Origin of the sequence: Flavobacterium aquariorum (genome assembly GCF_003254745.1) — a bacterium.
Classification (GTDB): Bacteria; Bacteroidota; Bacteroidia; order Flavobacteriales; family Flavobacteriaceae; genus Flavobacterium; species Flavobacterium aquariorum.
This window is the reverse complement of the sequence record NZ_QKXH01000003.1, coordinates 111,250-137,854: the sequence shown is the minus strand read 5'-3', so window position 1 is coordinate 137,854 and position 26,605 is coordinate 111,250. Positions and strand designations below refer to the sequence as shown.

Annotated in this window: 25 protein-coding genes; 6 read left to right on the top strand and 19 right to left on the bottom strand. The window is 34.0% G+C overall.

Annotated elements, in window-relative coordinates; translation table 11 throughout:
- Positions 1-286 precede the first annotated feature (286 nt).
- The 4 genes from DOS84_RS05950 to DOS84_RS05935 all read left to right on the top strand — a co-directional run bounded on the left by DOS84_RS05950 (position 287) and on the right by DOS84_RS05935 (position 7,598).
- Positions 287-2,380, top strand: a complete 2,094-nt coding sequence (locus DOS84_RS05950; RefSeq protein WP_111409204.1) for a hybrid sensor histidine kinase/response regulator — start codon at positions 287-289, stop codon at positions 2,378-2,380.
- Between the two features lie 106 nt (positions 2,381-2,486).
- Positions 2,487-2,789, top strand: a complete 303-nt coding sequence (locus DOS84_RS05945) for a DUF6787 family protein (protein ID WP_111409203.1) — start codon at positions 2,487-2,489, stop codon at positions 2,787-2,789.
- Between the two features lie 174 nt (positions 2,790-2,963).
- Positions 2,964-4,829: a DNA topoisomerase IV subunit B gene (locus DOS84_RS05940; RefSeq protein ID WP_111409202.1), complete on the top strand. Its 1,866-nt coding sequence runs from the start codon at positions 2,964-2,966 to the stop codon at positions 4,827-4,829.
- Positions 4,830-4,874: 45 nt separating this feature from the next.
- A complete protein-coding gene (locus tag DOS84_RS05935) occupies positions 4,875-7,598 on the top strand; it encodes a DNA gyrase/topoisomerase IV subunit A (protein ID WP_111409201.1) in 2,724 nt (907 codons plus the stop codon).
- A 28-nt stretch (positions 7,599-7,626) separates the two neighbouring features.
- Here the strand turns inward: DOS84_RS05935 and DOS84_RS05930 are convergent, their stop codons facing one another.
- The 11 genes from DOS84_RS05930 to DOS84_RS05880 form a co-directional block, all read right to left on the bottom strand.
- The gene (locus DOS84_RS05930) at positions 7,627-8,295 is read right to left on the bottom strand and encodes a 3'-5' exonuclease (RefSeq protein WP_111409200.1); all 669 of its coding nucleotides are present in this window, start codon (positions 8,293-8,295) and stop codon (positions 7,627-7,629) included.
- Entirely contained in the window at positions 8,295-10,214 is a 1,920-nt protein-coding gene (locus tag DOS84_RS05925; protein ID WP_111409199.1) for a DUF294 nucleotidyltransferase-like domain-containing protein, read from the bottom strand. The genes DOS84_RS05930 and DOS84_RS05925 overlap by 1 nt, the downstream gene beginning before the upstream one ends.
- A 69-nt stretch (positions 10,215-10,283) precedes the next feature.
- The gene (locus tag DOS84_RS05920; protein ID WP_111409198.1) at positions 10,284-11,057 is read right to left on the bottom strand and encodes a TerC family protein; all 774 of its coding nucleotides are present in this window, start codon (positions 11,055-11,057) and stop codon (positions 10,284-10,286) included.
- 48 nt (positions 11,058-11,105) lie between these two features.
- Positions 11,106-11,480, bottom strand: a complete 375-nt coding sequence (locus DOS84_RS05915; RefSeq protein WP_111409197.1) for a DNA topoisomerase IV — start codon at positions 11,478-11,480, stop codon at positions 11,106-11,108.
- 227 nt (positions 11,481-11,707) lie between these two features.
- Positions 11,708-12,283: a DUF1572 family protein gene (locus DOS84_RS05910; protein ID WP_111409196.1), complete on the bottom strand. Its 576-nt coding sequence runs from the start codon at positions 12,281-12,283 to the stop codon at positions 11,708-11,710.
- A 2-nt stretch (positions 12,284-12,285) separates the two neighbouring features.
- Positions 12,286-12,858, bottom strand: a complete 573-nt coding sequence (locus tag DOS84_RS05905) for a pentapeptide repeat-containing protein (protein ID WP_111409195.1) — start codon at positions 12,856-12,858, stop codon at positions 12,286-12,288.
- On the bottom strand, positions 12,858-13,076 hold the full coding sequence (locus DOS84_RS05900) for a DUF6095 family protein (RefSeq protein ID WP_111409194.1): 219 nt from the start codon (positions 13,074-13,076) through the stop codon (positions 12,858-12,860). Before DOS84_RS05900 ends, DOS84_RS05905 begins: the two co-directional genes overlap by 1 nt.
- Before the next feature lie 64 nt (positions 13,077-13,140).
- Positions 13,141-13,956, bottom strand: a complete 816-nt coding sequence (murQ, locus tag DOS84_RS05895) for an N-acetylmuramic acid 6-phosphate etherase (protein WP_111409193.1) — start codon at positions 13,954-13,956, stop codon at positions 13,141-13,143.
- Between the two features lie 225 nt (positions 13,957-14,181).
- The gene (locus DOS84_RS05890; RefSeq protein ID WP_111409192.1) at positions 14,182-14,604 is read right to left on the bottom strand and encodes a hypothetical protein; all 423 of its coding nucleotides are present in this window, start codon (positions 14,602-14,604) and stop codon (positions 14,182-14,184) included.
- A 344-nt stretch (positions 14,605-14,948) separates the two neighbouring features.
- Entirely contained in the window at positions 14,949-15,617 is a 669-nt protein-coding gene (locus tag DOS84_RS05885) for a ZIP family metal transporter (protein WP_111409191.1), read from the bottom strand.
- A gap of 85 nt (positions 15,618-15,702) precedes the next feature.
- The gene (locus tag DOS84_RS05880) at positions 15,703-16,467 is read right to left on the bottom strand and encodes a class I SAM-dependent methyltransferase (protein WP_111409190.1); all 765 of its coding nucleotides are present in this window, start codon (positions 16,465-16,467) and stop codon (positions 15,703-15,705) included.
- 122 nt (positions 16,468-16,589) lie between these two features.
- On the opposite strand from DOS84_RS05880, the gene DOS84_RS05875 reads away from it, so the two are divergent.
- Entirely contained in the window at positions 16,590-17,765 is a 1,176-nt protein-coding gene (locus DOS84_RS05875) for a THUMP domain-containing class I SAM-dependent RNA methyltransferase (protein WP_111409189.1), read from the top strand.
- 137 nt (positions 17,766-17,902) lie between these two features.
- On the opposite strand, the gene DOS84_RS05870 is transcribed toward DOS84_RS05875, so the two are convergent.
- Positions 17,903-19,375, bottom strand: a complete 1,473-nt coding sequence (locus tag DOS84_RS05870) for an esterase/lipase family protein (RefSeq protein WP_111409188.1) — start codon at positions 19,373-19,375, stop codon at positions 17,903-17,905.
- A 337-nt stretch (positions 19,376-19,712) separates the two neighbouring features.
- Positions 19,713-20,615, bottom strand: a complete 903-nt coding sequence (locus tag DOS84_RS05865; RefSeq protein ID WP_111409187.1) for a hypothetical protein — start codon at positions 20,613-20,615, stop codon at positions 19,713-19,715.
- 331 nt (positions 20,616-20,946) lie between these two features.
- On the opposite strand from DOS84_RS05865, the gene DOS84_RS05860 reads away from it, so the two are divergent.
- Positions 20,947-21,183, top strand: coding sequence for a hypothetical protein (locus DOS84_RS05860; RefSeq protein ID WP_111409186.1), 237 nt, complete (start codon positions 20,947-20,949; stop codon positions 21,181-21,183).
- Positions 21,184-21,265: 82 nt separating this feature from the next.
- Here DOS84_RS05860 and DOS84_RS05855 read toward each other — a convergent pair whose 3' ends face one another.
- From DOS84_RS05855 to DOS84_RS05830, 6 genes are all read right to left on the bottom strand, one after another.
- Entirely contained in the window at positions 21,266-22,099 is an 834-nt protein-coding gene (locus DOS84_RS05855; RefSeq protein WP_111409185.1) for a DUF6048 family protein, read from the bottom strand.
- On the bottom strand, positions 22,071-22,613 hold the full coding sequence (locus DOS84_RS05850; RefSeq protein ID WP_111409184.1) for a DUF6452 family protein: 543 nt from the start codon (positions 22,611-22,613) through the stop codon (positions 22,071-22,073). The genes DOS84_RS05855 and DOS84_RS05850 overlap by 29 nt, the downstream gene beginning before the upstream one ends.
- A gap of 31 nt (positions 22,614-22,644) precedes the next feature.
- Positions 22,645-24,057, bottom strand: coding sequence for a 23S rRNA (uracil(1939)-C(5))-methyltransferase RlmD (rlmD, locus tag DOS84_RS05845; protein WP_111409183.1), 1,413 nt, complete (start codon positions 24,055-24,057; stop codon positions 22,645-22,647).
- 89 nt (positions 24,058-24,146) lie between these two features.
- Positions 24,147-24,611 (bottom strand): hypothetical protein, encoded by a 465-nt coding sequence (locus DOS84_RS05840; RefSeq protein WP_111409483.1) that lies wholly within the window; start codon positions 24,609-24,611, stop codon positions 24,147-24,149.
- 282 nt (positions 24,612-24,893) lie between these two features.
- Positions 24,894-25,298 (bottom strand): hypothetical protein, encoded by a 405-nt coding sequence (locus DOS84_RS05835; RefSeq protein WP_111409182.1) that lies wholly within the window; start codon positions 25,296-25,298, stop codon positions 24,894-24,896.
- A 73-nt stretch (positions 25,299-25,371) separates the two neighbouring features.
- On the bottom strand, positions 25,372-26,436 hold the full coding sequence (locus DOS84_RS05830; RefSeq protein WP_111409181.1) for an AI-2E family transporter: 1,065 nt from the start codon (positions 26,434-26,436) through the stop codon (positions 25,372-25,374).
- Positions 26,437-26,605: the final 169 nt, after the last annotated feature.

The window sequence follows — 26,605 nt, the reverse complement described above, 5'->3', positions numbered from 1 at the left end:
TTTAGTAAATGTCTTATTAGTGAGCGTTTGTTTTGGATAAATTTATTTCTTGGTTTTCCTTTGCTTAAATACTTAAAAAAATATTTTGGATAAGATAACATTAAAGTACATCCCAAATCCTATTGAAACTTCTTTTTTTGAATTTCAAAGCAACTTAATAATCTTATGCATTGCTGTAAAAATTGCGGCATGATAATTGATTTAAAGAGCTAAAAAAATATGCTATTTTATTTAAAACTATTTGTCTAGACGTTTTTTTTCAAAAAAGCATATATACTTTCTTCCTATGAAAAAAATAGAAGTTAAAAAATCGAAACCCAAAATAATTTTACTTGTTGTAGGCATGAATGTTTTTTCAATACTATTGGTTTTGACCATACTGTTGTATATAACCAATATAAAGAAAAGTATTTTAGATAATTACAATAATCAATTTCAGGATGAAATCACTAGAATAACACAACTTGGCTTTAACCAAACTGTTGCTTCAATGGAGAGGAATGATTTGATAGATTATCTTAAAACTAAAAATTCGGGTTTAAATAACGAAATGTATGCTGACTCTAGTCTCTTTAAATCTGATTATATAGGTGTTTATGGTTTGGACAATAAAATTATAAATCATACTAATTCAGCTAAAATAAAAGAAGTTGATTTTGTTCCAAAAGAAGCTTTACTGGCTTTAAATAAGTCTGGTAAATCCCGTTTTTATTTAAAAACATCCGATGGAATAATTCAAGTATTTGGTATCATCATCAAAAAATCAAATGACACAATAAATCCAAAAGCCGAAGGTTATTTTATATTAGCCAGAAAAATTGATTTGCCTTTTAAACAAAGAATTGAAAAAATAACCAATTCTACAATATCGGTAATTGGCAATCAAAAAAACAGAGCAGCAAAAAATTACATTCTTCAATATAAAGTTGATTTGAAAGATTACAAAAATGAATTTGTGGCACGTGTTTATTTTGAAAGACCTTTTGAAAAATTTATTGCTACCATTTTAAAAAGTCTTTATTTTATATTATTTATCTCTTTATTATTGCTATTGGTGAGCTTTATTTATACCGAAAAATGGATTTCTATCCCTTTAAATGCTATCACCAAAGCATTGGAAACAGGGAATAAAGAATCCATCGAAATTTTAAAAAATACGGAAGGAGATTTTAAAAACATCGGAACTCTTTTTGAAGAAAACGCCAAGCAAAAAAGTAAATTGGTAAAAGCAAAATTAAAAGCTGAAGAAAGTGATAAACTAAAATCTTCTTTTTTATCCAATTTGTCACATGAGATAAGAACTCCCCTTAATGCCATAGTCGGTTTTACGGAATTACTGATGAATACAAATCTAGAAGACGAAGAGAAGCTGGAATATTTATCAGTTATTGACAAAAGTGGAAAGAACTTGATTGCTATTATTGATGATCTTATCGAAATGTCAAAAATTGAATCCCATCAAGCAAAACCTAATTATACCGCTGTAAATATGGAATCTTGTATAAAAGATTTGTATGACAGTATTAAAATAACAAATAAAAAAGCTCAGAAAATTGATTTCAAACTAATTGAAAGCAAAAAACCAGCCCCATATCCAATAAAAACGGATGAGGTTAAACTGAAACAAATTATTACAAATTTAGTTACTAATGCGCTAAAGTTTACAGAACAGGGTTCTGTTGAATTTGGTTATGAGATTGACGAAGCAAATAATAGAATTGTATTCAAGGTAAAAGATACTGGTTTTGGAATTGATGAAAATAATCAGCAATACATCTTTGATCGTTTTAGAAGAGTGGGAGGAGACCATACAAGCAAAATTGGCGGACTTGGTTTAGGACTTGCGATTTCAAAAGCCTATGCCGAAATGCTGGGAGGGACCATTACATTAGAATCGAAACTGGGAAAGGGCACCGAATTTTATTTCATCATTCCTTTGGAGTATGTAAAATCACAAAAAATAACGGTTCAATCTGTTAATGAACTTACTATTTCTAAAGGTGAAGAGATAGGAACTATATTAATTGCTGAGGATGATAATATTAATTTCTTGTTGTTTCAGAAACTAATGAAAGGAAAAAATTTCAGGATAGTTCGTGCCGAAAATGGTCAACAAGCAGTTGATATCTGCTTTAATAACCCAAACATAGATTTGGTGTTAATGGATATCAAAATGCCTATTATGGATGGATTCGAAGCTCTTGAAAAAATTGCGCCAATAAGACCCAATCTCCCCATAATTGCACAAACCGCATTTTCATCCAACGAAGATAAAGATCGAATTTTCAAGGCGGGATTTACTGATTACATAACAAAACCAATTAATAGAGAACGATTGTTTGAAATAATAGATGCAAGTCTAAAAAAGAAAGTTTCTTAGTGCTAGATTATAATATTTAATAGTTAAAATATAGAAACAAAAAAGAAAATAAGAATTAATTCAACCATTAAAACCTGTTATATTTGCAAAAAGGAATAAACTAAAAATGAAAGGATTGAAACAACGTTGGGGACTCACTTCCAATTGGCAATTGGCCGTTGTATTTGTTGTTTTTGCCATTACAGGATCAGCTTCGGCTTATTTATCCAAACCCTTTTGTGTGTGGTTGGGAATTGCCAAAGATGAATTGGGGCATTGGTTTACTCCAATCCGCTTACTGTTAATTTTTCCTATTTATCAAGTTTTATTGGTAGTAATAGGTTTTCTTTTTGGCCAATTTAGATTCTTTTGGGCTTTCGAAAAAAAAATGCTCAAAGGAATGGGTTTGGGATTTTTGTTTAAAGAGTAATTTTTTATATAGAACTGGGGCTAGAACCTAAAATCTCCTGTCAATATCATTCTTGATAACTTTGCGGTATTCCTCTTTTAAATTTTATCGAATTACACTACATTAGCACACTCGCTGTTTTTGCGAAAAGCAAAAGACCGAACAGAACGCAGTTAAATTCGATAAAATTCCAAAATGTCAGATCAAAATCAATACACCGAAGATAATATCCGTTCTCTCGACTGGAAAGAACATATCCGTATGCGTCCCGGGATGTACATTGGGAAACTAGGTGACGGATCTTCGCCAGATGATGGTATTTATATTTTATTAAAAGAGGTTCTCGATAATTGTATCGATGAATTTGTAATGGGTGCTGGTAAGACCATTGAAGTAACCATTAAGGATAAGACAGTCAGCGTTCGTGATTATGGACGCGGAATTCCATTAGGGAAGGTAATTGATGTTGTTTCCAAAATGAATACCGGTGGTAAATACGATTCCTTGGCCTTCAAAAAATCCGTTGGTTTGAATGGAGTCGGGACAAAAGCCGTAAATGCCTTGTCCAATTATTTCCGTGTGGAGTCCGTTCGTGAGGACAAACAAAAAGCTGCCGAGTTTTCAGGCGGTAATTTGGTTCTTGAAGAAGATGTCGTTGAAACTACCAAGAGAAAAGGGACTAAAGTTACTTTTACGCCTGATGAAACCATTTTTAAAAATTATAAATTCAGATTTGAGTATGTAATCAAAATGCTCAAAAACTATTGTTATTTGAACAATGGATTGACGATAATTTTTAATGGAGAAAAATATTATTCCGAAAACGGATTAAAAGATTTATTAGAAGAAACCATTCACGCTGATGATTTAGAATATCCTATCATTCATCTCAAAGGAGATGATATTGAGATGGCTCTGACGCATAGTAAAACCCAATATAGCGAAGAATACCACTCGTTTGTAAACGGGCAAAACACTACACAGGGAGGAACGCATCTCGCAGCCTATCGTGAAGCGATTGTCAAAACTATAAGAGAGTTTTACAATAAAAGCTTCGAAGCATCGGATGTACGTAAATCGGTGGTGAGTGCCATTAGCATCAAAGTGATGGAACCTGTTTTTGAGTCACAAACCAAAACCAAATTAGGTTCGACAGATATTGGTTCCGAACCAGGTATGCCTTCGGTTCGTACGTTTGTAAATGATTTTGTGAAAACAAAATTAGATAATTATTTGCACAAGAATCCAGCCACTGCAGATGCCCTGTTGCGAAAAATTCTTCAGGCCGAACGCGAGCGTAAAGAATTATCAGGAATTCGAAAATTAGCTACAGATCGTGCCAAGAAAGCGAATCTGCACAATAAGAAATTAAGAGATTGTCGTGCGCATCTTCCAGACACAAAAAACCCAAAGAGTTTAGAAAGTACTTTGTTTATTACCGAGGGAGATTCGGCTTCCGGGTCGATTACCAAATCTCGTGATGTAAATACTCAGGCGGTGTTTAGTTTACGAGGTAAGCCTTTGAATTCGTATGGAATGAGTAAAAAGATTGTGTATGAAAATGAGGAATTCAATTTATTGCAGGCAGCTTTGGATATTGAAGATGGATTGGAAAAATTGCGTTACAACAACATTGTAATTGCAACCGATGCCGATGTCGATGGAATGCACATTCGTTTGTTGCTGATTACTTTTTTCCTACAGTTTTTTCCGGAATTAATAAAAGAAGGGCATTTGTATATTTTGCAAACACCACTTTTTAGAGTTCGAAACAAGAAAGAAACCATTTATTGCTATTCGGAAGAAGAACGAAAAGACGCTATAGAAAAATTAAAGCCAAAACCGGAAATTACCCGATTTAAGGGATTGGGAGAGATTTCGCCAGATGAGTTCAAGAATTTCATCGGAGAAACGATTCGTTTGGATCCTATTATGATGGATAAGAACACTTCTATTGAACAATTGTTGTCTTTTTATATGGGTAAAAATACTCCAGACCGACAAGATTTTATCATCAAGAATTTGAAGGTGGAGTTGGATGTTTTGGAAGAAGTGAAGTAAGTTTAAAAGGAAAAGTAGTTATTCCTATATTTTTATAATAAATAAATGAAAGACGAAGAAGACGATAACATAATTCCAGATAGCGAAGAAAATAATTCGGAAAATCATTCTATTGATGACAATCAAGATGATAATGATTCGGATGATATTCTCGAAGTAGAAGCCAAACATTTTGAGGGGCAGCATTTTTATGAAAATACAGAGGATGAAAATGATACCATCACCAAAGTTACAGGAATGTACAAAGATTGGTTTTTGGATTATGCTTCCTATGTAATTTTAGAGCGTGCTGTTCCTGCTATTGAGGACGGTTTCAAACCGGTACAACGAAGAATTATGCACTCTTTGAAAGAGTTGGATGATGGTCGTTACAATAAAGTTGCCAATGTCGTAGGTCACACGATGCAGTACCACCCACACGGGGATCAGAGTATTGGTGATGCGATGGTGCAAATTGGCCAGAAAGAATTATTGATTGATTGCCAAGGAAACTGGGGTAATATTCTAACTGGAGATGGAGCTGCAGCTTCACGTTATATTGAGGCGCGTTTGTCAAAATTCGCTTTGGAAGTTTTGTATTCTCCAAAAATTACCGATTGGGGGGTTTCCTATGACGGACGTCGTGCGGAACCAAATAACTTACCGGTAAAATTCCCTTTATTACTGGCTTCAGGTGCTGAGGGAATTGCTGTAGGTCTTTCGACCAAAGTATTGCCTCATAACTTTAATGAGTTGATAGATGCTTCGATTAAAATTCTGAAAGGAAAACCATTTACATTATATCCCGATTTTTTGACACAAGGTATAGCTGATGTGTCCAATTATAATGACGGAATGCGTGGTGGACGTGTTCGGGTTCGTGCCAAAATCGGTCAGCTCGACAAAAACACCTTGGTAATTACCCAAATTCCATTTTCGACCAATACAACGACTTTAATAGACAGTATTTTGAAAGCCAATGATAAAGGCAAAATCAAAATCAAGAAAATTGAAGATAATACAGCCGCTGAGGTAGAGATATTAATTCATCTTTTTCCAGGGGTTTCTCCAGATAAAACCATTGATGCCTTGTTTGCATTCACCGCTTGCGAAACCTCGGTAGCGCCATTGGGCTGTGTAATTGAGGATAACAAACCATTGTTTATCGGGGTTTCGGACATGCTGAAAATTTCGACTAATCGAACGGTTGATCTCTTGAGAAGAGAGTTGGAAATTCAATTGAGCGAGCTCGAAGAGCAATGGCATTTCTTGTCTTTGGAACGTATTTTTATCGAAAATAAAATCTATCGAGATATTGAGGATAAAACAACTCGGGAAGATGTAATACAAGCGGTTGATGATGGTTTAAAACCTTTTATTCAACATCTGAAACGTGCGGTGACTGAAGAAGATATTTTGAGATTATTGGATATCCGAATCATGCGTATCTCGAAATTCGACAGCAATAAAGCACAAGATAAAATTGAGGCTCTTGAAGGAAATATTGAGCAGGTAAAATACGATTTGGAGCACATCATCGATTTTGCGATTGCTTATTTTACAAGATTAAAAGAGAAATACGGAAAAGGCAGAGAACGCCAAACCGAGTTGCGTATTTTTGATGATATTGAAGCTACAAAAGTAGTTTTAAGAAATACCAAATTGTACGTAAACAGGGAAGAAGGTTTCGTTGGAACAAGTTTAAAAAAAGACGAATATGTTACCGATTGTTCGGATATTGATGATGTAATTGTGTTTTTACGAAATGGAAAAATGATGATAACCAAAGTCGATGCCAAAACATTCGTTGGTAAAGATATCATCCACGTGGCCATTTTTGACAAAAGTGATAAACGTACCATTTATAATATGATTTATCGTGACGGAAAATCAGGACCATCATACATAAAACGATTCAATGTTTCTGGAGTCACCCGCGATAAACCATATGATTTGACAAATGAAACCGCTGGTTCGCAAACTTTGTATTTCTCTTGTAATCCGAATGGGGAAGCTGAGGTGATTACAATTTTACTGCGTCAGGTGGGGAGTATTAAGAAGTTGAAATTCGATATCGACTTTGCTTCTTTGGCCATCAAAGGACGTGCTTCCAAAGGGAATTTGGTAACCAAATATCCTATCAAAAAAATTGAATTGAAGGAGAAAGGTATTTCAACTTTATTGCCAAGAAAAATTTGGTTTGATGATACTGTTCAGCGATTGAATGTTGATGCGAGAGGAGAACTGTTGGGCGAATTTAGACCGAACGATAAAATTTTGGTGATTTCGCAAGCTGGAAAAATAAAAGTGATTACACCAGAGTTATCCACCCACTTTGATGAGGATATGATAGTTTTGGAAAAATGGATCCCTAAAAAACCAATTTCGGCAATTTATTATGATGGTGAAAAAGAGCGTTATTACATCAAACGTTTCTTAGTAGAAACCGAAAATAAAGAAGAATCATTTATTACAGAACATCCCAATTCTAGATTGGAAATTGTTGCAACTGATTATCGTCCTGTAGCTGAATTAGTTTTTACAAAGGTAAAAGGTGTTCAAAAAGAGAATATGACCGTGGATATAGAGTCTTTTATTGCCGTAAAAGGATTTAAAGCACTCGGTAATCAATTGACAACAGATAAATTAAAACAAGTAAACCTCTTGGAGCCTTTGCCGTATGAAGCTCCTGAGGAAATTGTTCCTGAAGAAATAGAAATACAAGGCGAAACCAATGCGGATGATGCGGATATCCAATTGGATGATGACGGACAGGTTGTCTTGTTCTAGAATAAAAAAAGCTCCAAAAGGAGCTTTTTTATTTAAACAAATCTCTTAAGGTGAATTCTGTTTTGCCTTTTAAATCTTTAAGTTTTTTTACAATTTTTAAGAAAGCAATAGCAGTTATATAAGCATCACCCATTGCGGTATGGCGGTCTTTTTTTGAAATGTCAAATTTATCGGCGAGATCATCCAAGGCATAGTGTTCTTTGCGTTCCAATAAATTAGACATAATGAGCGATTTTTTATAAAGATATGCAGTATCCAATGCTTTATTTGTTAATTGAGGAAGGCCATTTCGCTCTAGCGCTTTATTGATCATTGTAACATCAAAGATTGTATGATGAGCAATGATTATAGTATCTCCCAAAAAAGCCAAAAATTTTTGCAGCGCTTCTAATTCGGAAGGTTTATTCATAATCCAATCTTTTAAAATTCCGTGAATTTGGGCACTGCTTTTGTCGTAATGATCCTGATGTATGTAAATCTCAAAGCTGTCAGGAATAGCTATTACGCCGTTCTGCAATGTAATAGCACCAATGCAAAGTATTCGGTCATTGTCATAATCAAAACCCGTTGTTTCAGTATCTAGAACTACAAATCGAGTACTATCTACTGAATGGGAAAGTGTTTCGTCAATTGTTTTTTCTTTAATCTTTAAAAAATCAAATAGACTTGCTTTGCTTTTTTTTAAAAAGTCTTTCATTACAATATATTTGATGGATTAAAACGGATTGATATGATTTCCTGTATCTCTTTAATAGTTTTAAAGGTACTCTTGAGCTTTATTTTTTCTAATTTTGTTAGGTCTCCCAGGGCGATATATTGACCGGAATCATTATGCAAAAGCCCTTGTTTGGTTCTGAATTTCAGTAAGGCTCTATAGGAGTAGGAACAAGCCAGATACAATTCTTTATTTTGTGGTTCCAATTCTGCTAATTTTTCAAAACGTTCTGGGGTGTTACTGATGGATTTTACGGCATGTGAAAGTATCAAAACTCTCGCTGCATCGCTCAAAGGCATCAATGCCCTTCTTTTTATGTCAAAGAAATCTTTATTGGCACCGTCCTGTTCTAGTAAAAATTCTCTGAAGAATCCTGTCGGAGAGGGGCTTTGTAAAGCACCACTCACTAAATGAAGATAAAACACAGGGTTTGCTTTTATATCTTCCAAAATATAGTCTGATAAGTTATTTACGATTTCGTTGTCGCCATAAGTGAGGCTGTAGTCAAAAAATATAAACGATAATAATACTTCGTCTTTTCCGGTATTTGTAATCCAATGATGAACTAGTTTTTTCCATTCGTCAAGACTTAAACACCATTTTGGATTGGAAGCCATCATTTCGGCGGGACAATAATCATATCCAATTTCAAATAATCCTTTGTTGACATGAGTGGCCAATTCCAAGAAATACTTTTTTGTTTTCTCTTTCAATTCTTCCGATACATCTTCATAGACTAAAGCATTATCTTGGTCGGTTTGCAATAACTGTTCACTACGCCCTTGACTTCCCATTGCCAGCCAAGCAAATTTAGCGGGTGGTGGGGTACTCATTTTTTTTAATGCTATTTCAATAACCTGTTGGATGCACACATCATTCAATTCGGTAATAATCTTTGATGTCAGTGAAATAGGAATATTTTGGTCCAAATAGCCTTGTAGCAATTGCATGATACTGGCGCGTATGGGTTTGATTTCCTTATATTTTTTAGCTCTTTTGACTGCCTTTATTAGAACTGCTGGATTATTCCCCAAAGAGACCATTACGTCGTGTTTAGATAAGATACCTACTGCTTTTGTATTTGGCGTACCATCTTTAGTTAGACATATATGGCTGATGTTGCTTTTCATCATAGCCATCTGTGCTTGAGTGGTAGTCAGCTTTTTAGGATAGGTGATGACCGGACTTGTCATTATCAAAGATGCCGATGTTGTGATAGGATATTCACCAGTTACAATTTTGTTTCTTAAATCTTTATCGGTGATAATACCAATAGGCAGTTTATCTTCTACAACAAGTACAGCTCCTACATTTTTTTTGGTCATAATTTCAGCTATGGCTTTTGCAGTGGTTATAGACGAACAAGTGACTATTTTTTTAGAATATTTTACGGGCTGAATGTCTAATAATTTGGTGTCAGTATCCAGAATTTCTCCTGCCAAAGTTTCTCCATACAGTTTGCCTCTATGACTTTTAGAATACGGATTCCGGGTATTTGAAGCAAAACTTTGAATTAAAAAATTGCCAACATCTTTGTTCTCTAGTGCATAAGGTCTAAAAATAGCAATCGGAATGGCATAAAGAATGCTTTCTTCATACGTTCTGGCTTCCATTTTGTAGTTTTCATTGGCGATAAGAGGTCTTAATCCAAAAATATCTCCTTCGTCACACATATCCAAAATATCATTTTTTTGACCTTTTCTTAGGGCGACTGCTCCTTTGTGGACCACATAAAAACAGCTATGAGTTTCTTCATTTTCGGCGAAGATGACACTGTCTTTTTCCTTATATATAATTGATATTTGCTCCGATAAAATTTCAATGTCTTTTTGATTTAAAAAGGTAAAGGGAGGGAAGTTTTTTAAGAAATCGGCAACTCTATGCGAAATAGTATTTTTCATTGGAATTATTTTGAAACTATATTTATATAAAAAAAAACACAGCTACTTTTGGGTAGCTGTGTTGTTGATTTATTTTTTTGTTTTGGTCATTTTCATATTTAATATTTCAACAAATAAAGAGAACGAAATAGCAAAGTACAAATAACCTTTTGGCACAGGAGTCACATGGCTTCCAAAAACAAGGGCATTGGCCAAATGAGCGCTTTCAGTCAACAGCATAAACCCAATTAAAATCAAAAAGGATAATCCTAAAATTTGTATCGATGGGTGTTTGTTGACAAAATTCCCAACAGGAACTGCAAATTGCATCATAATTAAAACTGAAATAACAACAGCCGTAATCATAATAACCAAAGCTCCTTCAACCCCGTTTGTCATTCCGACAGCGGTTAGAATACTGTCAAAGGAGAAAACCAAGTCTATCATTATAATTTGAAGAATAACACTCTGAAAAGATTTTGCTGCAGCTCGTCCCAATTCTTTTTCTTCATGACCTTTTTCATCTACTTTCTCACGAATTTCATTGGTACTTTTATAAATCAAGAATAAACCTCCCAACAATAAAATGATGCTTTGTCCCGTAATCCCAGCGTGTAACCAACTCCAGTCAATCGTAAACCAAGGTTTTTTCATTTGAGTTAGGAAATTAATTCCAAACAAAAGCGCGATTCGCATAAACATGGCAAGAAACATTCCTATTTTGGTCGCTTTCTTACGGTCATTTACTGCTAATTTTCCGGTAGCGATAGAGATAAAAATAATGTTGTCAATACCTAGAACTATTTCAAGAAAAGTCAATGTTAGCAAGGCAATCCAAGCATCTGGGTTTAAAAATACTTCCATTTTTTAATTTATGGGTTTAAATTATGAGTCTTTTGTAATCTGAATTCTCTATTCTGAAATCTTAATAACCGTTCCTCTTTGTTTAGAATCGACACCAACCATTCCAAATTCAAAGGTATAGGAATTTTTTGAAGTTGTCAAAATTTTCATATCTATCGCTTTCTCTTCGGCCTTGTTTTTTGGGTGTTTTTTCTGTAATACATATTCACATTCATTTACCCAGCGAATTGTAGAAGTATCCGTTTTTCCCTCAAAAGTCTCAATTTCAATACTGTCATTACGTTCAAAAACCGTTGTTTTTTTAACGCCGTCAATTTCGTATTCAAATTTAAATTTCCCGGTTTTAAAATCAGCACAGTTACGATCAACATTGTAGCAGGACATTAATATTAAGAGAGGGGAAAGTAGTATTGTTTTTTTCATTTCTTCGTGTTTATTTTTTTATTTAGGCCTAATCCAGCTGTCCGTTACAACTCCTCGTCTCGTTGACAAAATTTTTAAGTGTTTGCAAGAGCTTCTTTCAGTCGCTTTGCAAACATGAAAAATTTAAGTCAACGAGACTGCGGGGTTTTTACTTCCATCTGGGGCAAGTGTTAGTCATTAATATTGATGTTGGATTTTGTCATTGTAATTGCCATTGAATTTTGCCTTTATTTCAATCGTCTGAATTCTTCTTCCGTAAAATTTTTGATCATTTTCTCCTGTGCAAATTTATCTGCGTTGTAGCTATTCGATTTATTCTTAGGGATCGATAAACTATTCCAGTCACTTTTTTTTAGTTGTTTGGCATAAAAAACAATTTGTCCAACATGATATGGATAATGCGCCAATTGTCGATTGATGGCTTCAATTACCGTGTGTCCTTCGTTTCGAATATAAATTATCTCAGAAAGCTGTTCAGTCTGTAAACTGTCCAATGTTTCCAAAAAGCAGTCCCAACCGGCATTCCACATAGCCATTACCTGGTCTTTTGTCTCCAAGTCATTTTCAAATTCGCCATCCCGATTTCTAGTTTCCTTTTCTCCATCGGAGGTCAGGAAATCGGTCCATCGAGACAGCATATTTCCAGAAAGGTGTTTTACAATCACGGCAATACTGTTCGTATCTTCGTTTACGGACACAAAAAGCTGTTCCGGTTCCAGTTGTTCCATTGCTTTTTCCCCCAACATTTTATAGTAGAGAAATTGCTTTTTTACGCTTTCAAGATAGGAAGTTGTTGCATTCATGATTATTCAATTTTTATGTCATACTTATCCAAAAGACCGGCGATTCCCTGGCTGGAAAATTTAGCTTTTTTCATCGGATTGAATTCTGGATCTATTTTATAATTATAAGCTGTGGTAAAATCAGAACCAGCTAAAATAGTGTCGTTAAAAATGGCGTTGTCCAAATTACAATTCCCAAAAACCGATTGAGTTAAATTGGTACCGATAAAAGTGACTTCCTTCATCGAGCACGAATTGAATTTGGTTTTTGGCATTTTTTTGTTCGCAAAAGAACTATAGTCCAAAATGCAATCTTGAAATTGCACATTGAATAAAAAATCTTGACACGATTGAAATTGAATTCCCATTAGTTTACAGTTCTTAAAGCTAACTGTCTTTAGGCTGGAACCTCCCAGTTGCGTCATCGATAAATTGCATTCTATGAATTCACAATCCATAAAACTATTGCTCGAAAAATCACTATTAGAAAAATCGCAGTTTTTAAAAATGCAATCTTCAAATTCGCGATTATTAATCTTCTTGCCGATATAGGTGATTTTTTCAAATGTTTTTTGAATGTGTATCAGATCTTCCATTAGTCGTTAAATATGCCTTTCATTATTATTTTTAAACCCACAAACATTAAATACATTGATGCGAGACAGGAAATGATTCCAATTGCCAAAACTAAGTAATGCCAATCGGTATGCTGGTTCATAAATGCATTATATATAACGGTTGGCCCAATAAACATAAGCGGTAAAGCACCTGTCAGATATTTAATTCCTTTTGCCAATAATTCTTTGTTAGCCATTTTTGCTAGTTTAATCTGTTATTTTTTGAATCTTTACATGTGCAATCTGCAATCTGTATTTCTTTTACTGGCCGTTATAAAAATCAACTGCTTTTCTAACATTTCCGTGAGTTTTTAATAATTCAGCACCTTCTTCGTAAGTTACCGGAATTTCTCCCATAATCATTTTTATACCGCGATCTACCAGTTTGCTATTGCTTAATTGCATATCTACCATTTTGTTTCCTTTTACTTTTCCAAGCTGAATCATGGTGGCTGTGGTAATCATATTCAGAACCAATTTTTGTGCAGTTCCAGCTTTCATTCTTGAGCTTCCGGTTACAAATTCAGGTCCCACAATAACTTCAATTGGGAATTTTGCCGTTTGCGAAAGCGGACTTCCTGCATTGCAGGAAATACTTCCAGTACTTATGTTTTTGTCATTGCAGGCTTGTAAACCTCCAATCACATAAGGCGTTGTTCCAGAAGCGGCGATTCCTACTACAACATCATTTTCGTTTACGTTAAAAGTTTCTAAGTCAATCCAGGCTTGAGTAGCATTGTCTTCGGCATTTTCTACCGCTTTGCGAATGGCGGTATCTCCACCGGCAATAATACCAACAACCAAGTCAAAAGGAACTCCAAAAGTTGGAGGACATTCTGAGGCATCCAAGATTCCCAAACGTCCGGAAGTTCCGGCTCCAATGTAGAATAACCGTCCACCCAATTTCATTTTGGCAACAATCTCGGTTACCAATGTTTCTATTTGTGGCAAGGCTTTTTCTACTGCTAGAGGCACAGTTTTATCTTCGTTATTGATGTTGGTAAGTAATTCTTGAACGGACATTTTTTCTAAATGCTCGTATTTTGAAGATTGCTCAGTGGTTTTTGTGAAGTTCATTATTTTGTTTTAAAATTGACAACTTTTATACTTGGTAAAGTTAGGGAATTTTAAAACTTACTATTCTCTGTAAAATGAAAAAAATCGTAATAGAAATGTTCATTTTACTTGAGGTAACCTTTTAGTAAAGGAGTTAATGTTATATGTGGAATATTGTATAATGGTTGGTTATATTTGAAAGAAAGCTTCAACTTTAATTAAAAAGTTAAACCCTAATTTGTATTTTTAGACGCTTTTAAGAAAAGTGTCATCTTCTCCTTCTTTTGCTTCTTCCTCCTCCTCATTTGATTCAATAAGGGTGTGATGTAAGCGTTCTGCCATTTTTTCTATACTATTTGTAATCGAATCGCAAACCAATTCCATTCTGCGATGTTTTTCTTCTTTGACAGCCCTTAAAACATTTTCAACAAAAACTTTATCATATTTTTCGGCAACAGAATCACGTGTGTTAGTCATTCTTATCACAGAATCATTACTGAATATTGTAACTCTAAAATGTTGCTCTTCGTTACTCAAATAATATTTTCCACCTAATTCATCACAATTGATATCGGTTGCACTTATTTTTAATAACTCAGTAATTATACCAAAAATATGATTTTCAATTTTGGTATATTCTTTAGGCCTTCTTCTAAAAAAATTAAACATGTAAACAAATGTATATTAAGGTTTTTAGATAATTTTTTCTCATTGTTTCTTCTATAAATTTATTAATAATTGGGTATCAATCTTATAAAGACAGAAACTTCGCAAGAATGTATTTTTGACAAATTAATGGTAATATTTTCAATAATGCAAATTATTTGAATTATATAGAAGTTAATTTAAGTGATATAGCCTAAATGCTTGATTATTCATAAAATATATCCTCGAGAACAGCATTGCTCTAAATAAAAGTTTAAGCAATAAAAGGAGATAGTCTAATCGCTTTTTTATAAACGCAGACAACTGAAAAATAATTAAAAATTGTTTTTTAGGGAATTGTTTTTTTTCTATATCAAATATGCCAGTAAAATTCCAATTACAATCATGGATACTTTGGCAATATTGAATTTATGTCCTTCGCTGCTTTCAAAAATAATAGTCGATGAAATATGAAATAGGATCCCTATGACGATGGCTGTAATCTCATTGTAATAGCTGTTCAATTGGGGTACAAAGTCAGAAAAAATGGTACCTAATGGTGTCATGATTGCAAAAGTGACCATGAATAAAAAGATGGCTTTTCTATTAAGACTGGAACTGACGAAAAAGGAAGTCAATATAATGGCAATAGGTAAATGGTGAATAGCTATCCCTAGTGCTAAATCATTATGATGACTCACTGGAAATCCTTCCAAAAACGCGTGAATGCAAAGGCTGATGAACAATAACCAAGGGATTTGGTACATTTTGGCATGGCCATGTACGTGACCGTGTTCGGCTCCTTTCGAGAAAAATTCCAATATGATTTGGAACAAAATACCTATCATTATAAAAATTCCGATGTTATGGTTTTTACTTTCATACACTTCTGGCAGTAGATGCATTACGGTAAGCGAAAGTAAGAACGAACCACTAAACGCCAACAATAATTTGAGGTTGGTTTTGCTTTTTGGCTTTAGAAATAAAGCTATGAAATAACCAAGAAGTACGGACAGTAATGGTAATAGGTAATTCATGTTTTCTGTTTAATCGTTTGTTTAGAGGTTTAACCGTTTAATTGTGAAATCGTTTAATCGTTTAAACAATTTCACAATTTCACAATTACTTAAAAATCATAATTAATCTTTCGCTTTCTGTTTTGTGGAATTTTTTTAGTTTGTAATCGCCAAAAATATCCAATAAAAAAATGCCGGCTTCTTCCATCATTTCTTCAAAATCTTTGAGCGTAAGTGCTTTTACTTTTTCGGTAAAATGATAGTTGTGACCTTGGTCTTCAAAATCAATTTCTTTGAAAATATGTCCGTCTTTCAGGTAGCGTTTGATGTGGAAATTAATTCCGTCAACGTGTTTTACTTCATCTGGAACCAGATTGTTGAGCACATTGGTGACATTCATGAAATCGATTACTGCAAAACCATATTCGGTTAAACTTTCTTTGATAGCTTTTAGGGTGGTGAGGTTATCCTCGTCGTTCTCGAAATAGCCAAAACTGGTGAACAGATTGAAGATAGCGTCAAATTTATCTTCAAATGTTTCTCGCATATCGTGTACTTGAAAATGCAAGGTTTCGTTGCTGTTTTTTTGTGCTTCTAATATGCTGTTTTCGGATAAATCGGCACCTATAACATCAAAGCCTAATTGGTTTAAATAGATAGCGTGACGGCCTTTACCACAAGCTAAGTCAAGCACTTTGGCTCTCTCAGGAAGATTGAGATAATGGGTCAGATTGTCCATAAACAGTTGGGCTTCTCTGTAGTTTCTTTCTTTGTAAAGTATGTGATAATAAGGACTGTCGAACCAAGAGGCAAACCAATTTTCTGGATTGGAATTGCTAATTTGTGTTTTGTTATTTGTAGAATCGGACATTTATTCTTTTTCAATTAATTTAAGTCCCGCAAATTTAGTGTATTTTTGCAGAAAATATACTATTTCAAACCGTTTAGGATGTTTGGGATACGCAATTTTAATATTGGAATTTATAAAGAGAGATGGAGAATTTTAAGATGATTGCCAAAACCTTTTTTGGTTTTGAAGAAATACTTGCAAAAGAATTAACAATGCTGGGTGCACAGGATGTGGAGCAAGGCGTAAGAATGGTAAGTTTTAAGGGTGATAAAGGATTTATGTACAAAGCAAATTTGTCTTTGCGTACGGCCTTGAAGATTTTGAAACCTATTTATTTTTTTAAAGCGAGAGACGAGCAATCTTTATATAAAGGAATAAGAGGAACAAATTGGTCTAAATACATCAACGCCAATCAGACTTTTGTGATTGATGCAACGGTACATTCGGAGTATTTCAATCACTCAGAGTTTGTTTCTCAAAAATGTAAGGATGCAATTGTGGATCAGTTTCGTGAAAGAACGGGACAACGTCCTAGTATTGATAAAGCTTTCCCTGATTTAAGGATAAATATTCATATTGATAAAGACCAAGTTTCGGTGGCATTAGATACCTCTGGGAATTCTTTGCACCAACGTGGGTACAGAACCGCTACAAACATTGCTCCTATAAATGAAGTTTTGGCAGCTGGTATTTTGTTGCTTTCGGGTTGGGACGGACAAACTGATTTCTTGGATCCGATGTGTGGTTCTGGAACATTTTTGGCAGAAGCAGCAATGATTGCTTGTAATATTCCTGCGAATATCAACCGAAAAGAATTTGCTTTTGAAAAATGGAACGATTGGGATAATAACTTGTTTGACAGCATTCAAGATAGTTTATTGAAACGTGTTCGCGAATTTCATTACACTATAAAAGGGTATGATAAAGCACCATCTGCAGTTCAAAAAGCAAAGGATAATGTGAAGAATGCCAATCTGGATGAATATATTAAGATAGAAGAAAAGAACTTTTTTGATACCGAGAAAACTTCTGAAGGGAAATTGCATATCGTTTTCAATCCTCCTTATGATGAGCGATTGGATATTCATATGGAAGAATTTTATAAAAATATTGGAGACACATTGAAAAAGAATTATCCAGGAACAAATGCTTGGTTCATTACGGCAAATCTTGAAGCTTTGAAATATGTAGGATTGAAACCTTCTCGTAAAATTAAACTTTTTAATGCCAGTCTTGAAGCGCGTTTGGTGAAATACGAGATGTATGAAGGAAGTAAGAGAACGAAGTTTCAGACTGTTCCTGACGGTGGTGCTGAATAATTAGTTCTAAATATCTAAAAATTTAATCCCGATAATTGCTATATAAATTTAGTCATTATCGGGATTTTTGATTTTGTATTTGTTTTGTTTACCGATTGATGCTATTTTTATTGACATTATTTGGTATAAAAAGGAAACTACTCAATTATTCCTTTGTCTTCCCATTTAGTTTTACTAAAATCGAAATCTTTGGGGAATTGAGTGATGTTGTTTATTTGAAAAACTCCTTTACTAACGACTCTTTGAAGAACAATATCAATTAGGGTTGTACTGTTGGGTTGAATTGTTTTTTGCAGCAAATCTTCGTTGGCTTTAATTTCACATGTTACAAATCTGACAAAACCTTCTTGTGGTCTAGGAATAATTTTTAACCCAATTTGAGTAATTCCCTCTGTCTTTTTTCTAAATTCATTTTTGGGTGCACCAACAATTAAATCATAGTTAAAATAATAAGTAATTATTTCCTTGTTTATTGAGTTTTGTTGGCGATCGGCGACAAAGCCAGGAGGGAAATTGTTGGGATTGTTGTTTTGACCCGCTGTAAGCAGTAGGTCAAAATCAGTAATGGGGTAACCCTCAGAATCGGTAATTCTAAAAATTACTTGCGAAAATCTATCGTGAATAAAATGGGTATGAAAAAATATAAATTCTGGTGCTGTTTCTATTAATTCATTTTTTTGAACTATACTAGTTTCTAGTTTAAATTGTTCTTTTAACTCATTATATTTTTCAATAGAGTCAACGTTTATGCATTTGAGAATAGAAGTTATGGTTTCTTTACTTTTTTGATCCCTTGATTTGCGTACGCTATTCATGATTCCTTTTTCTAATCCGGAATGTGATTTTCCGGTTATAATTCTTAAAGGCACTTCAGGAGATTCCTTATATTCTACGATATCAAGTGTTGAGGAAATTTTGACTTCATTATTTTTGGTTTTTATTGCGTTTTGTTTTAACTGTATGTATCTCGAATTCAAATTTGCTGCCGCAGTTCTTACAACTCCGTCCGATCCTATTTCGCCTGTATAGGAGTTTAAGTGGTCGTACAGCTTTCTGTCAATAGATTGTCCGGTCAATACGAAGGGAAAAAGTCCCTGTTCTTCAATTTGATTTGCATCTGATAGAATCCATTTTTTATTTAATTCCCAAGATGATTTGCTGCCTAATTCAAGCCAGTTCAATACTCTCTGTCCTGGTTCAACTCCTTCAAAGAATGATTTAATTCGGCTCAGTCTTGCTTTGCCCAGTTGGGCTAGCGCTGATCCAAAATTGGCAGGAGCAAGCATAATTAAATGACTTATTTTAGTTGGACTATTATCGTAAAAATAATTCCACCAATGACGCACTACTGGTCCGCCAGTAGAATGAGTTATACAGACAAAATTTTGAATTTCTCTGAGTTGTTCCTTAATTGCTGAATCGAGTCCCTTGGCAATGTCATCCAGTCCTACCTCATCGTGAAAGCTAATGTATCGACTTAAAAAAATATGTTGTATATCAATTTCTACACCGTTGGCAGCTGCTTCCAGTTGTAATCTTTCAGGCAATTCACCATAGGTGTTTAGATTTGTGACACTCCAGCCATGTATAAATACTAAAGTTTTTTTCATTTTTTTTAGTTAAAAGGTTGTTTTTAGGAGATATCCCAAATGTTTTATATTAATCGAAGTTAAAGATTCTCCGGAACTCTGTAGCTTTAATATTAAATTGAATTTATTTTTGAGTGAAGATGTTCCTTTATAATGCGTGATTTATGTATGCCGATAAATTAGCACTATTGGGAAAAACAGAACACAGTTGGTCATAATACATTTGAATTTTATCAAAATTTCTTTCAACTATAATAGCGTTAATTTGCGATTTCTTATTGGACTGTCTACAAGATTATATCTGTTTTTTTTGTCTAATGCATAATTCTCTTCTTGACTTACGAAGTTTTATCTATTCCTAAATAGTTACAAATTCATTGCTATTTCCATCATATTTCATTGAGAACTTGCCTATATCTGTTAGTTTTTTTATTGTATTTCGTACTGTATTTATTCTGGTTTGATAGTTGGTGTTGCCTATCGTGCATAAGTTAGAAAAGGCTTTGTCGTAGTTACCATTGGTGTTAATAGCTAGTGCAATACGATCACTTTTTGCTCTCCCCTGATGTCGAATATCGCAAATCATTTGACAGACATTTGCTGGTACATTATTTAATCCGTAACGATTATGGTACGATTTCATATTTTCTTTATACATATCAATTGCTGTTTCAACTTGAATTTTTCGATGATTGGCGTCGTTTGTGGCCCAATGGACAAATCGTGCAGCGCATATTAATTCTTGATTTTCTATTTCATTTAGTGTTGGATTTAGATAATCCATCAAAGCTTGTGAGCTGGAATCGCTTTCTAAAGGGGAAAGTACTCCGCTCGAAGATTTATAAAGAATTCTGTTGTTGGATAAAACTAATTTTGGGAAATAATCGGTTGCATTAGGTAATTGCAATAGCTTTCTGAAAAATTTTATAAAATCTCCATTGGGGACATGTGCGGCATACTGCATAAAGCTAAAAGTAAATTGCGCTCTATCATATGTATTCAAACATTTGAATGAACCAGAACTTTCCGCCATAGCTGTTGGATAGATAAAATAAGCCCAAAAACCATATTCTGTACTATAATCTTCCGGTTTATAGGCCAGTCCTGTAGTAATTGAAGTATTAAATAATCCAACATTCCCTTCATATCTGGTTTTATTGCCAATATTGAATTTTGTTTCAGTTGAATTAATGCGTTGTGCATTGAAAGCTGTTCTTCCAGTTGATGTTACTGCGCTAGTAATAGAAAAATCAATCGCCATAGTATTATTTTTTTAAAAATTATTAATGAATTTTTTTTAAAAAACAACTAATTTTAATGTACTGATGATTAAAATGGAATGCAATTAGAAATTTAAGAAAATTAACATGTATGTATTTGTAAATTAGATGTTTATGATTTTTATTTTTTTGGACTATAAATTTAGTACAAAAAAACAATAGGAAAAAGATCTAAGTCAATTATTGTTAAAGTTTTATTTGTTGAACGGTTTTTTTTGAGATAAAACCAAGGCACAAAATAAATAGTGGTGATTACTTAGAATTATCTAGATTTTGATCTAATTTTGAAAAAATATATTTAAATACAATAAAATGACAAAATTACAAGTAAGAGCATTTCTATACAATTTAGGTTGCTTTGCCATATTGTTTATATCATTTCGCTATTTGGTAGAACAGTATACCAATCTTTCTGGATTTTGGATTCCAATGACTGCCTTTATTGCGGGAACACTTTTGTCTCCAAAATTTCAGGCCGCCAAAACCAAAGACGGTGAAAAACTATTCATGTCTTGGTTGTTTGTAAAAGGAATTAAAGAAATAGGATGATCAGCTTAGACTAAAAAAAAGGAGTAAAACCGAATCTATAAACTCAGTTTTACTCCTTTTTTTATTAAATTAAATCTCAGTTTTATTTCTTCTTAGGTGCTGTTTTTACGGGTATAACTTTCTTTTTGTAAATAGGGATAAAATAGGAAACAGTATAGTTAAATCCTGCTCCAAAATTTCCATCATAAGTTCTGTTGAATCCTGGAATATAAAGACTTTCAAAGTTAGTGGGTTCAGATTTTGTTACCAATACTTTCAATTGTAAACTAAAGCCAACATAAATATTATTAAAGACTTTTACGTTTACTCCAGCAGCGACTTCTGCCCAACTAGCTGTTAATCCATCGTATTTTTTTCCGGAATCTATCAATCCCGATTGTCCAAAATAAGGATGTGGATTATAGATAAGATAGTTGTTTAATTGTTCACTAAAAGTACTAAAACCATAACGAACGCCTAGCGTGATAAGGTTTTCCATATCCAGCCAATTATTGTAAGCATTATAATCAAAACCTACTTTAAGATAAGAGCCTTTGGTTGTGGTGCTCAACAATGGATCTTCGACGGTGACTTCTTCACTACCAATTTCTCCGTACAAATAGTATTTTTTGGTCAATCGATAATCTGCGGTAAATGCAATTCCATTGTAATTAGAATCATAAATGGACCGTGCAATTTTGTTTATATCAGCACCAACAATCAAACCATATCGATCTGTTTTGGGTTTTATGGTGTCTGTTGCTGCAGCTCCCAGTTTTTTTTCAGGATTTTTTTTTGTTGGTGGAGTATTTTTAGTTTCCGTTATTTTTAGATCTTGCTCCGTACTTGTTGTGGTAGTCGTTTTTTCTTGTGCCTGTACAAATAACAGTGACAACAAAAAGCAAATACTAAAAGAATATTTTAATAATTGTTTCATTTTCGGATGTTATGTTATTTTTTGCGACTATTACATATTGAATCCACATTTCGTCGGCAGGTGTTGCATCCGATAGCGTGAAAGGGTTTGTTGGGTCTAAATTAAAGATGGTTTTAAAACCACAAGCTCTGGATACATAAATGCTTTCCCTAGTATATTTAAATTCTAGGTTGTCTGTATTTACCAAGAGCGGATTTTTGTTGCCAGAATTTAGAATAAATTTGTATTTTACGATATCGGCATCTGTATTTAATGGGAGCAATATACTGTCCGTACTAGTCAGATACTTAGCTTCATCAACTCCAGACGGATTAAAAACCACTCCTTCAGCCTGACCTCCTTCGCCTATAACTTTCAAATTGGTTACGTTTTTCCTTAATGAAGGATTCGAAATGTCGAAAAACTGAATAAGCATTCTTGGAGTTGTGGGCGTATTCGGGTCACAAATATCATCCGGTTCGCAACTGGAAGAAGCGAAACCAAGAATAATTAAAAGCGCAATTATTTTTTTCATATTTTATCTTCTTCCCCTTTAGGGATTGGGCTTATCGTCTTTCTAAAAGTACAACATTTTCAACATGATGCGTTTGTGGGAACATATCCACTGGACGCACTCGAGTTACTTTGTATTTTTCGTCCATTAAGGCTAAATCTCTAGCTTGTGTAGCCGAGTTGCAACTTACATAAACCACTTTCTCAGGAGCAATTTTCATAATTTGTTCAATTACATCTTTGTGCATACCATCTCTTGGTGGGTCAGTGATAATCACTTCGGGATGACCGTGTTGTGCGATGAAATTATCATTGAAAACAACTTTCATATCTCCCACAAAAAATTCACAATTATTAATATCATTGCGTTCAGCGTTTAATTTTGCATCTTTAATCGCTTCAGGAACACTTTCAACACCAATAACTTTTTTGGCGTTTTTGGATACAAATTGTGCAATAGTTCCCGTTCCTGTGTATAAATCATAAACGATTTCATTGCCTGTAAGCCCTGCGAAATCTCGAGTTATTTTGTATAATTCGTATGCCTGATCCGAATTGGTTTGGTAAAAAGATTTAGCATTAATACTAAATTTTAACCCTTCCATTTCTTCAAGGATATAATCTCTTCCTTTGTATAGTTTTATGTCGGTATCATATAAAGTATCGTTTGCTTTATTGTTAACCACATATTGTAAGGAGGTGATTTGAGGGAATTTCTCGTATAGATGATCCAGAATTAATTCCCTGTTGGCTTTGTCATTTTCAAAAAACTGAATCAAAACCATGATTTCTCCAGTCGAAGCTGTTCTCAGCATCAAAGTTCTTAGTAATCCTTCGTGAGCTCTAGGGTTAAAGAAAGTCAAGCCATGCTCGTTGGCAAAGGCGCGAACTTCATTACGAATTGCGTTCGAAGGATCTTCTTGTAAATGGCATTTGTTAATGTCCAAGATTTTGTCCCACATTTTTGGAATATGGAAACCAAGCGCATTTCGGTTACCCAAATCTTCTTCACTTCCTATTTCATCTTCGGTCAACCAACGGCTGTTCGAAAAAGAAAATTCCATTTTATTTCTATAAAAAAATTGTTTTTCAGAACCCAAAATTGGTTCAAATTCAGGAAGTTCAATTTTGCCAATGCGTTGCAAATGATTTTTTACTTCATTTTGTTTAAAGATCAACTGTTGGCTGTATTTCATATTTTGCCATTTGCATCCACCACAAACACCAAAGTGCTCGCAAATTGGATCCACTCGATGCTCCGAAAATTCATGAAAATGAACCGCTTTTCCTTCATAGTAAGCCTTACGCTTCTTGAAAGTTTGCACGTCAACTACATCCCCGGGAACTACATTTGGGATAAAAACTACTTTACCATCGGGAGCTTTTGCCACCGAAACGCCTTTTGCACCAGCATCAAGGACTTTTATTTGATGAAAGACAACTTTGTCTGTATTTTTCTTTGCCATAGCGCAAAAATAAGGCTTTGGATTTATTTTTGGATTTTAATTCTGATTTTTTTTAATAAATGGTATAATTATCCAAATCCCTAAACCATTTACTCAAATTCGTCCTTCCAGTCTTTGGTCGAAATTGCCGATGCCTTATTTTCCGAGTTCATCGTTACCCGAAGTTCCTTATTTGCTTTAGCATATTCAAAAAGAGCCTTAAATCGGAACACATTTGTATTATCGGTCTTGTTTGGAATCATTTCCACGAATTCAAGATCCTTGAAAAGGCCATATTTTAGACTGTATTTTACACAGATTTTTTTTATATTCTCAGGTGTGGATTTGGCAATAACCTTATCGGTGGCTTCATTTTGTGTAAAAGGTTTGAATTTAATGTCGTTACAGGTCATCAAAACCCTTTTGCCTAATTCGTAGGCTTTGTTCTTTTGAGCTTCATTGACAGTGTTCATTTCAGTCGGTTCAACACTTTTGCCCATTTGTTTTCCATTTACGTTTTTAGTTTTACAGCCAATAAACGTCAACAGACAGCATATTATAATTACTTTTTTCATAATAAAATAAGTTTCAATAAGAACGTAAGTTAGTGAAATAAAGTGTAATTTATTCATTATTAGAGCCTAATCCCGCTTTTCGCTTCAAGTCCTCGTACTGGAAGCAATAACACTAAGCCCAGAAAGGAGCTTCCGTTGGTCGCTCTTTCTGGGCAAGTGTTATAAAGCTTCCAGAACTCCGGGCTTTTCGCTGTAATCGGGGGCAGGGATGTATGGAGAGATTCGGGATTGAAAATTAGCAAGAGGCTTAATCCTGAAAATAAATTAGTTTCTCGTTAGTCCTTAATTTTCCAGATTAGAGTACATCAATGTAGGCCTTCCATTAACACAATCTACTCTTGTTGGAGGCAATATCATATCGCAGGTAGAAATGATTCCCCATTTTTTATTGTATGCATCTTCTGCTTTGGTGTAATTCTCTACTTTTTTAAGGAATTCTTGAACGTTAATTTTCAAGGAGTACGCAATAAAACCAGTAGGACCTCCACATGATTTTGAACCAATGGCTGTAAAAGACCATTCTGCTGGGTTAGTGCATGGAGTAGTATTGACCATTGAGGCTGAAATAATTTCGCTATACATTTTTGTGAGGTTTTGATTTTCGGTTTCTTGCGAAGAATCATTATCGTTATTGCAACTCAAAAAGAAAATGCTAAATGCGATAAATAAAAATTTTATATTTTTCATAAAGGTTGTTTGATAACTAGATGCTTATTTAAAAGAAAGGTTGCGTCAATTAAAAAAAACAGACATGAATTTGCTACTTTTTTGATTTTCCATCACTCAATAACAGTGATAATGATTTAAGACTTTTTGTTCGATCAGCTATTAGTTTTAAAATACTAATAAATGGAATGAATAAAATCATTCCCGCAGCTCCCCATAGAATACCACCGGAAATGACCATGACCAGAATTATGAGTGTGTTTATTTTTAAGTTGTTTCCTACGGCATAGGGAAATATGACGTAGGCTTCCAGTATTTGTACCAATGAGAAGACCGCAATTACTCCTAACGGATACCAAATGGAGTTAAATGTAATCCAAGCTACTGTTATTGGTAATAGCGACGAAACTACAATGCCCACATAAGGTATGAAGGTAAGTATAGAAGCGGTGAACCCGAAAAGAAAGGGATATGGAATACCAATAATAGCGAGTCCAATGCTATTTAGAAGTCCGACTATTACATAAACCACGAGCATTCCTTTTATGAATTTGTAATATTCATGGATAGTTTCAACGATAATTTCGCGAATCATTTCTTTTTTGTCCGCAGGAAAAATATGGTACAATGCCTGAACCAACAATTGACGATAAAATAATATCAGTGCCGAAAAAACGGGGACTATTAAAAGGTAAAATACTGATTCTGATAAGGAGTATACAGTGTCTTTAAGGAAAGTGAATATTTGAGATCCTGAGTTGTTTATTAGGCTTTTTATATAAACGATTTGTTTTTCTTCGTTTACTCCAAATTGATTATTTAAGTACACACTCAGTTGATTTATGGTTTCTTCTAGTTTTGTTTCCAAAGTTTGCCATTCATTATAAAATTGTAAAATTTGTGAGAAAAGGAAAAATAATATGACAGCAAATAAAAGCGCTACTGTAATTAAGGAAAGTCCAATCGCTATATTGAAGTTTACTCCTTTTTGTTCCATCCATTTGCAAACAGGATAAAGTATAAAACTGATAAGCAAAGCAAAGCTCAACGGAATGAATAGCGATTTTCCAAAATACAAAATTGCCAATGCAATGAACAGATGCTGAAAAACTTCCAGAGCATTAGTTTTCTTAGAAAAATCGGATGGAGTTTCGGTCATATCAGATTGTTTTTTTTACTGTTGCCGTTTCTTTTTCTATTAAATTTTAAGGATTAAGAAAAATTTAAATAACTGACTTACAAGTTACAAAATATTTTGGAGACAGAATTGTTTGTTGTTAATCATTATTAAATTTTCGTTAAAAAATATGTTTTCTAAAATGTGTTTT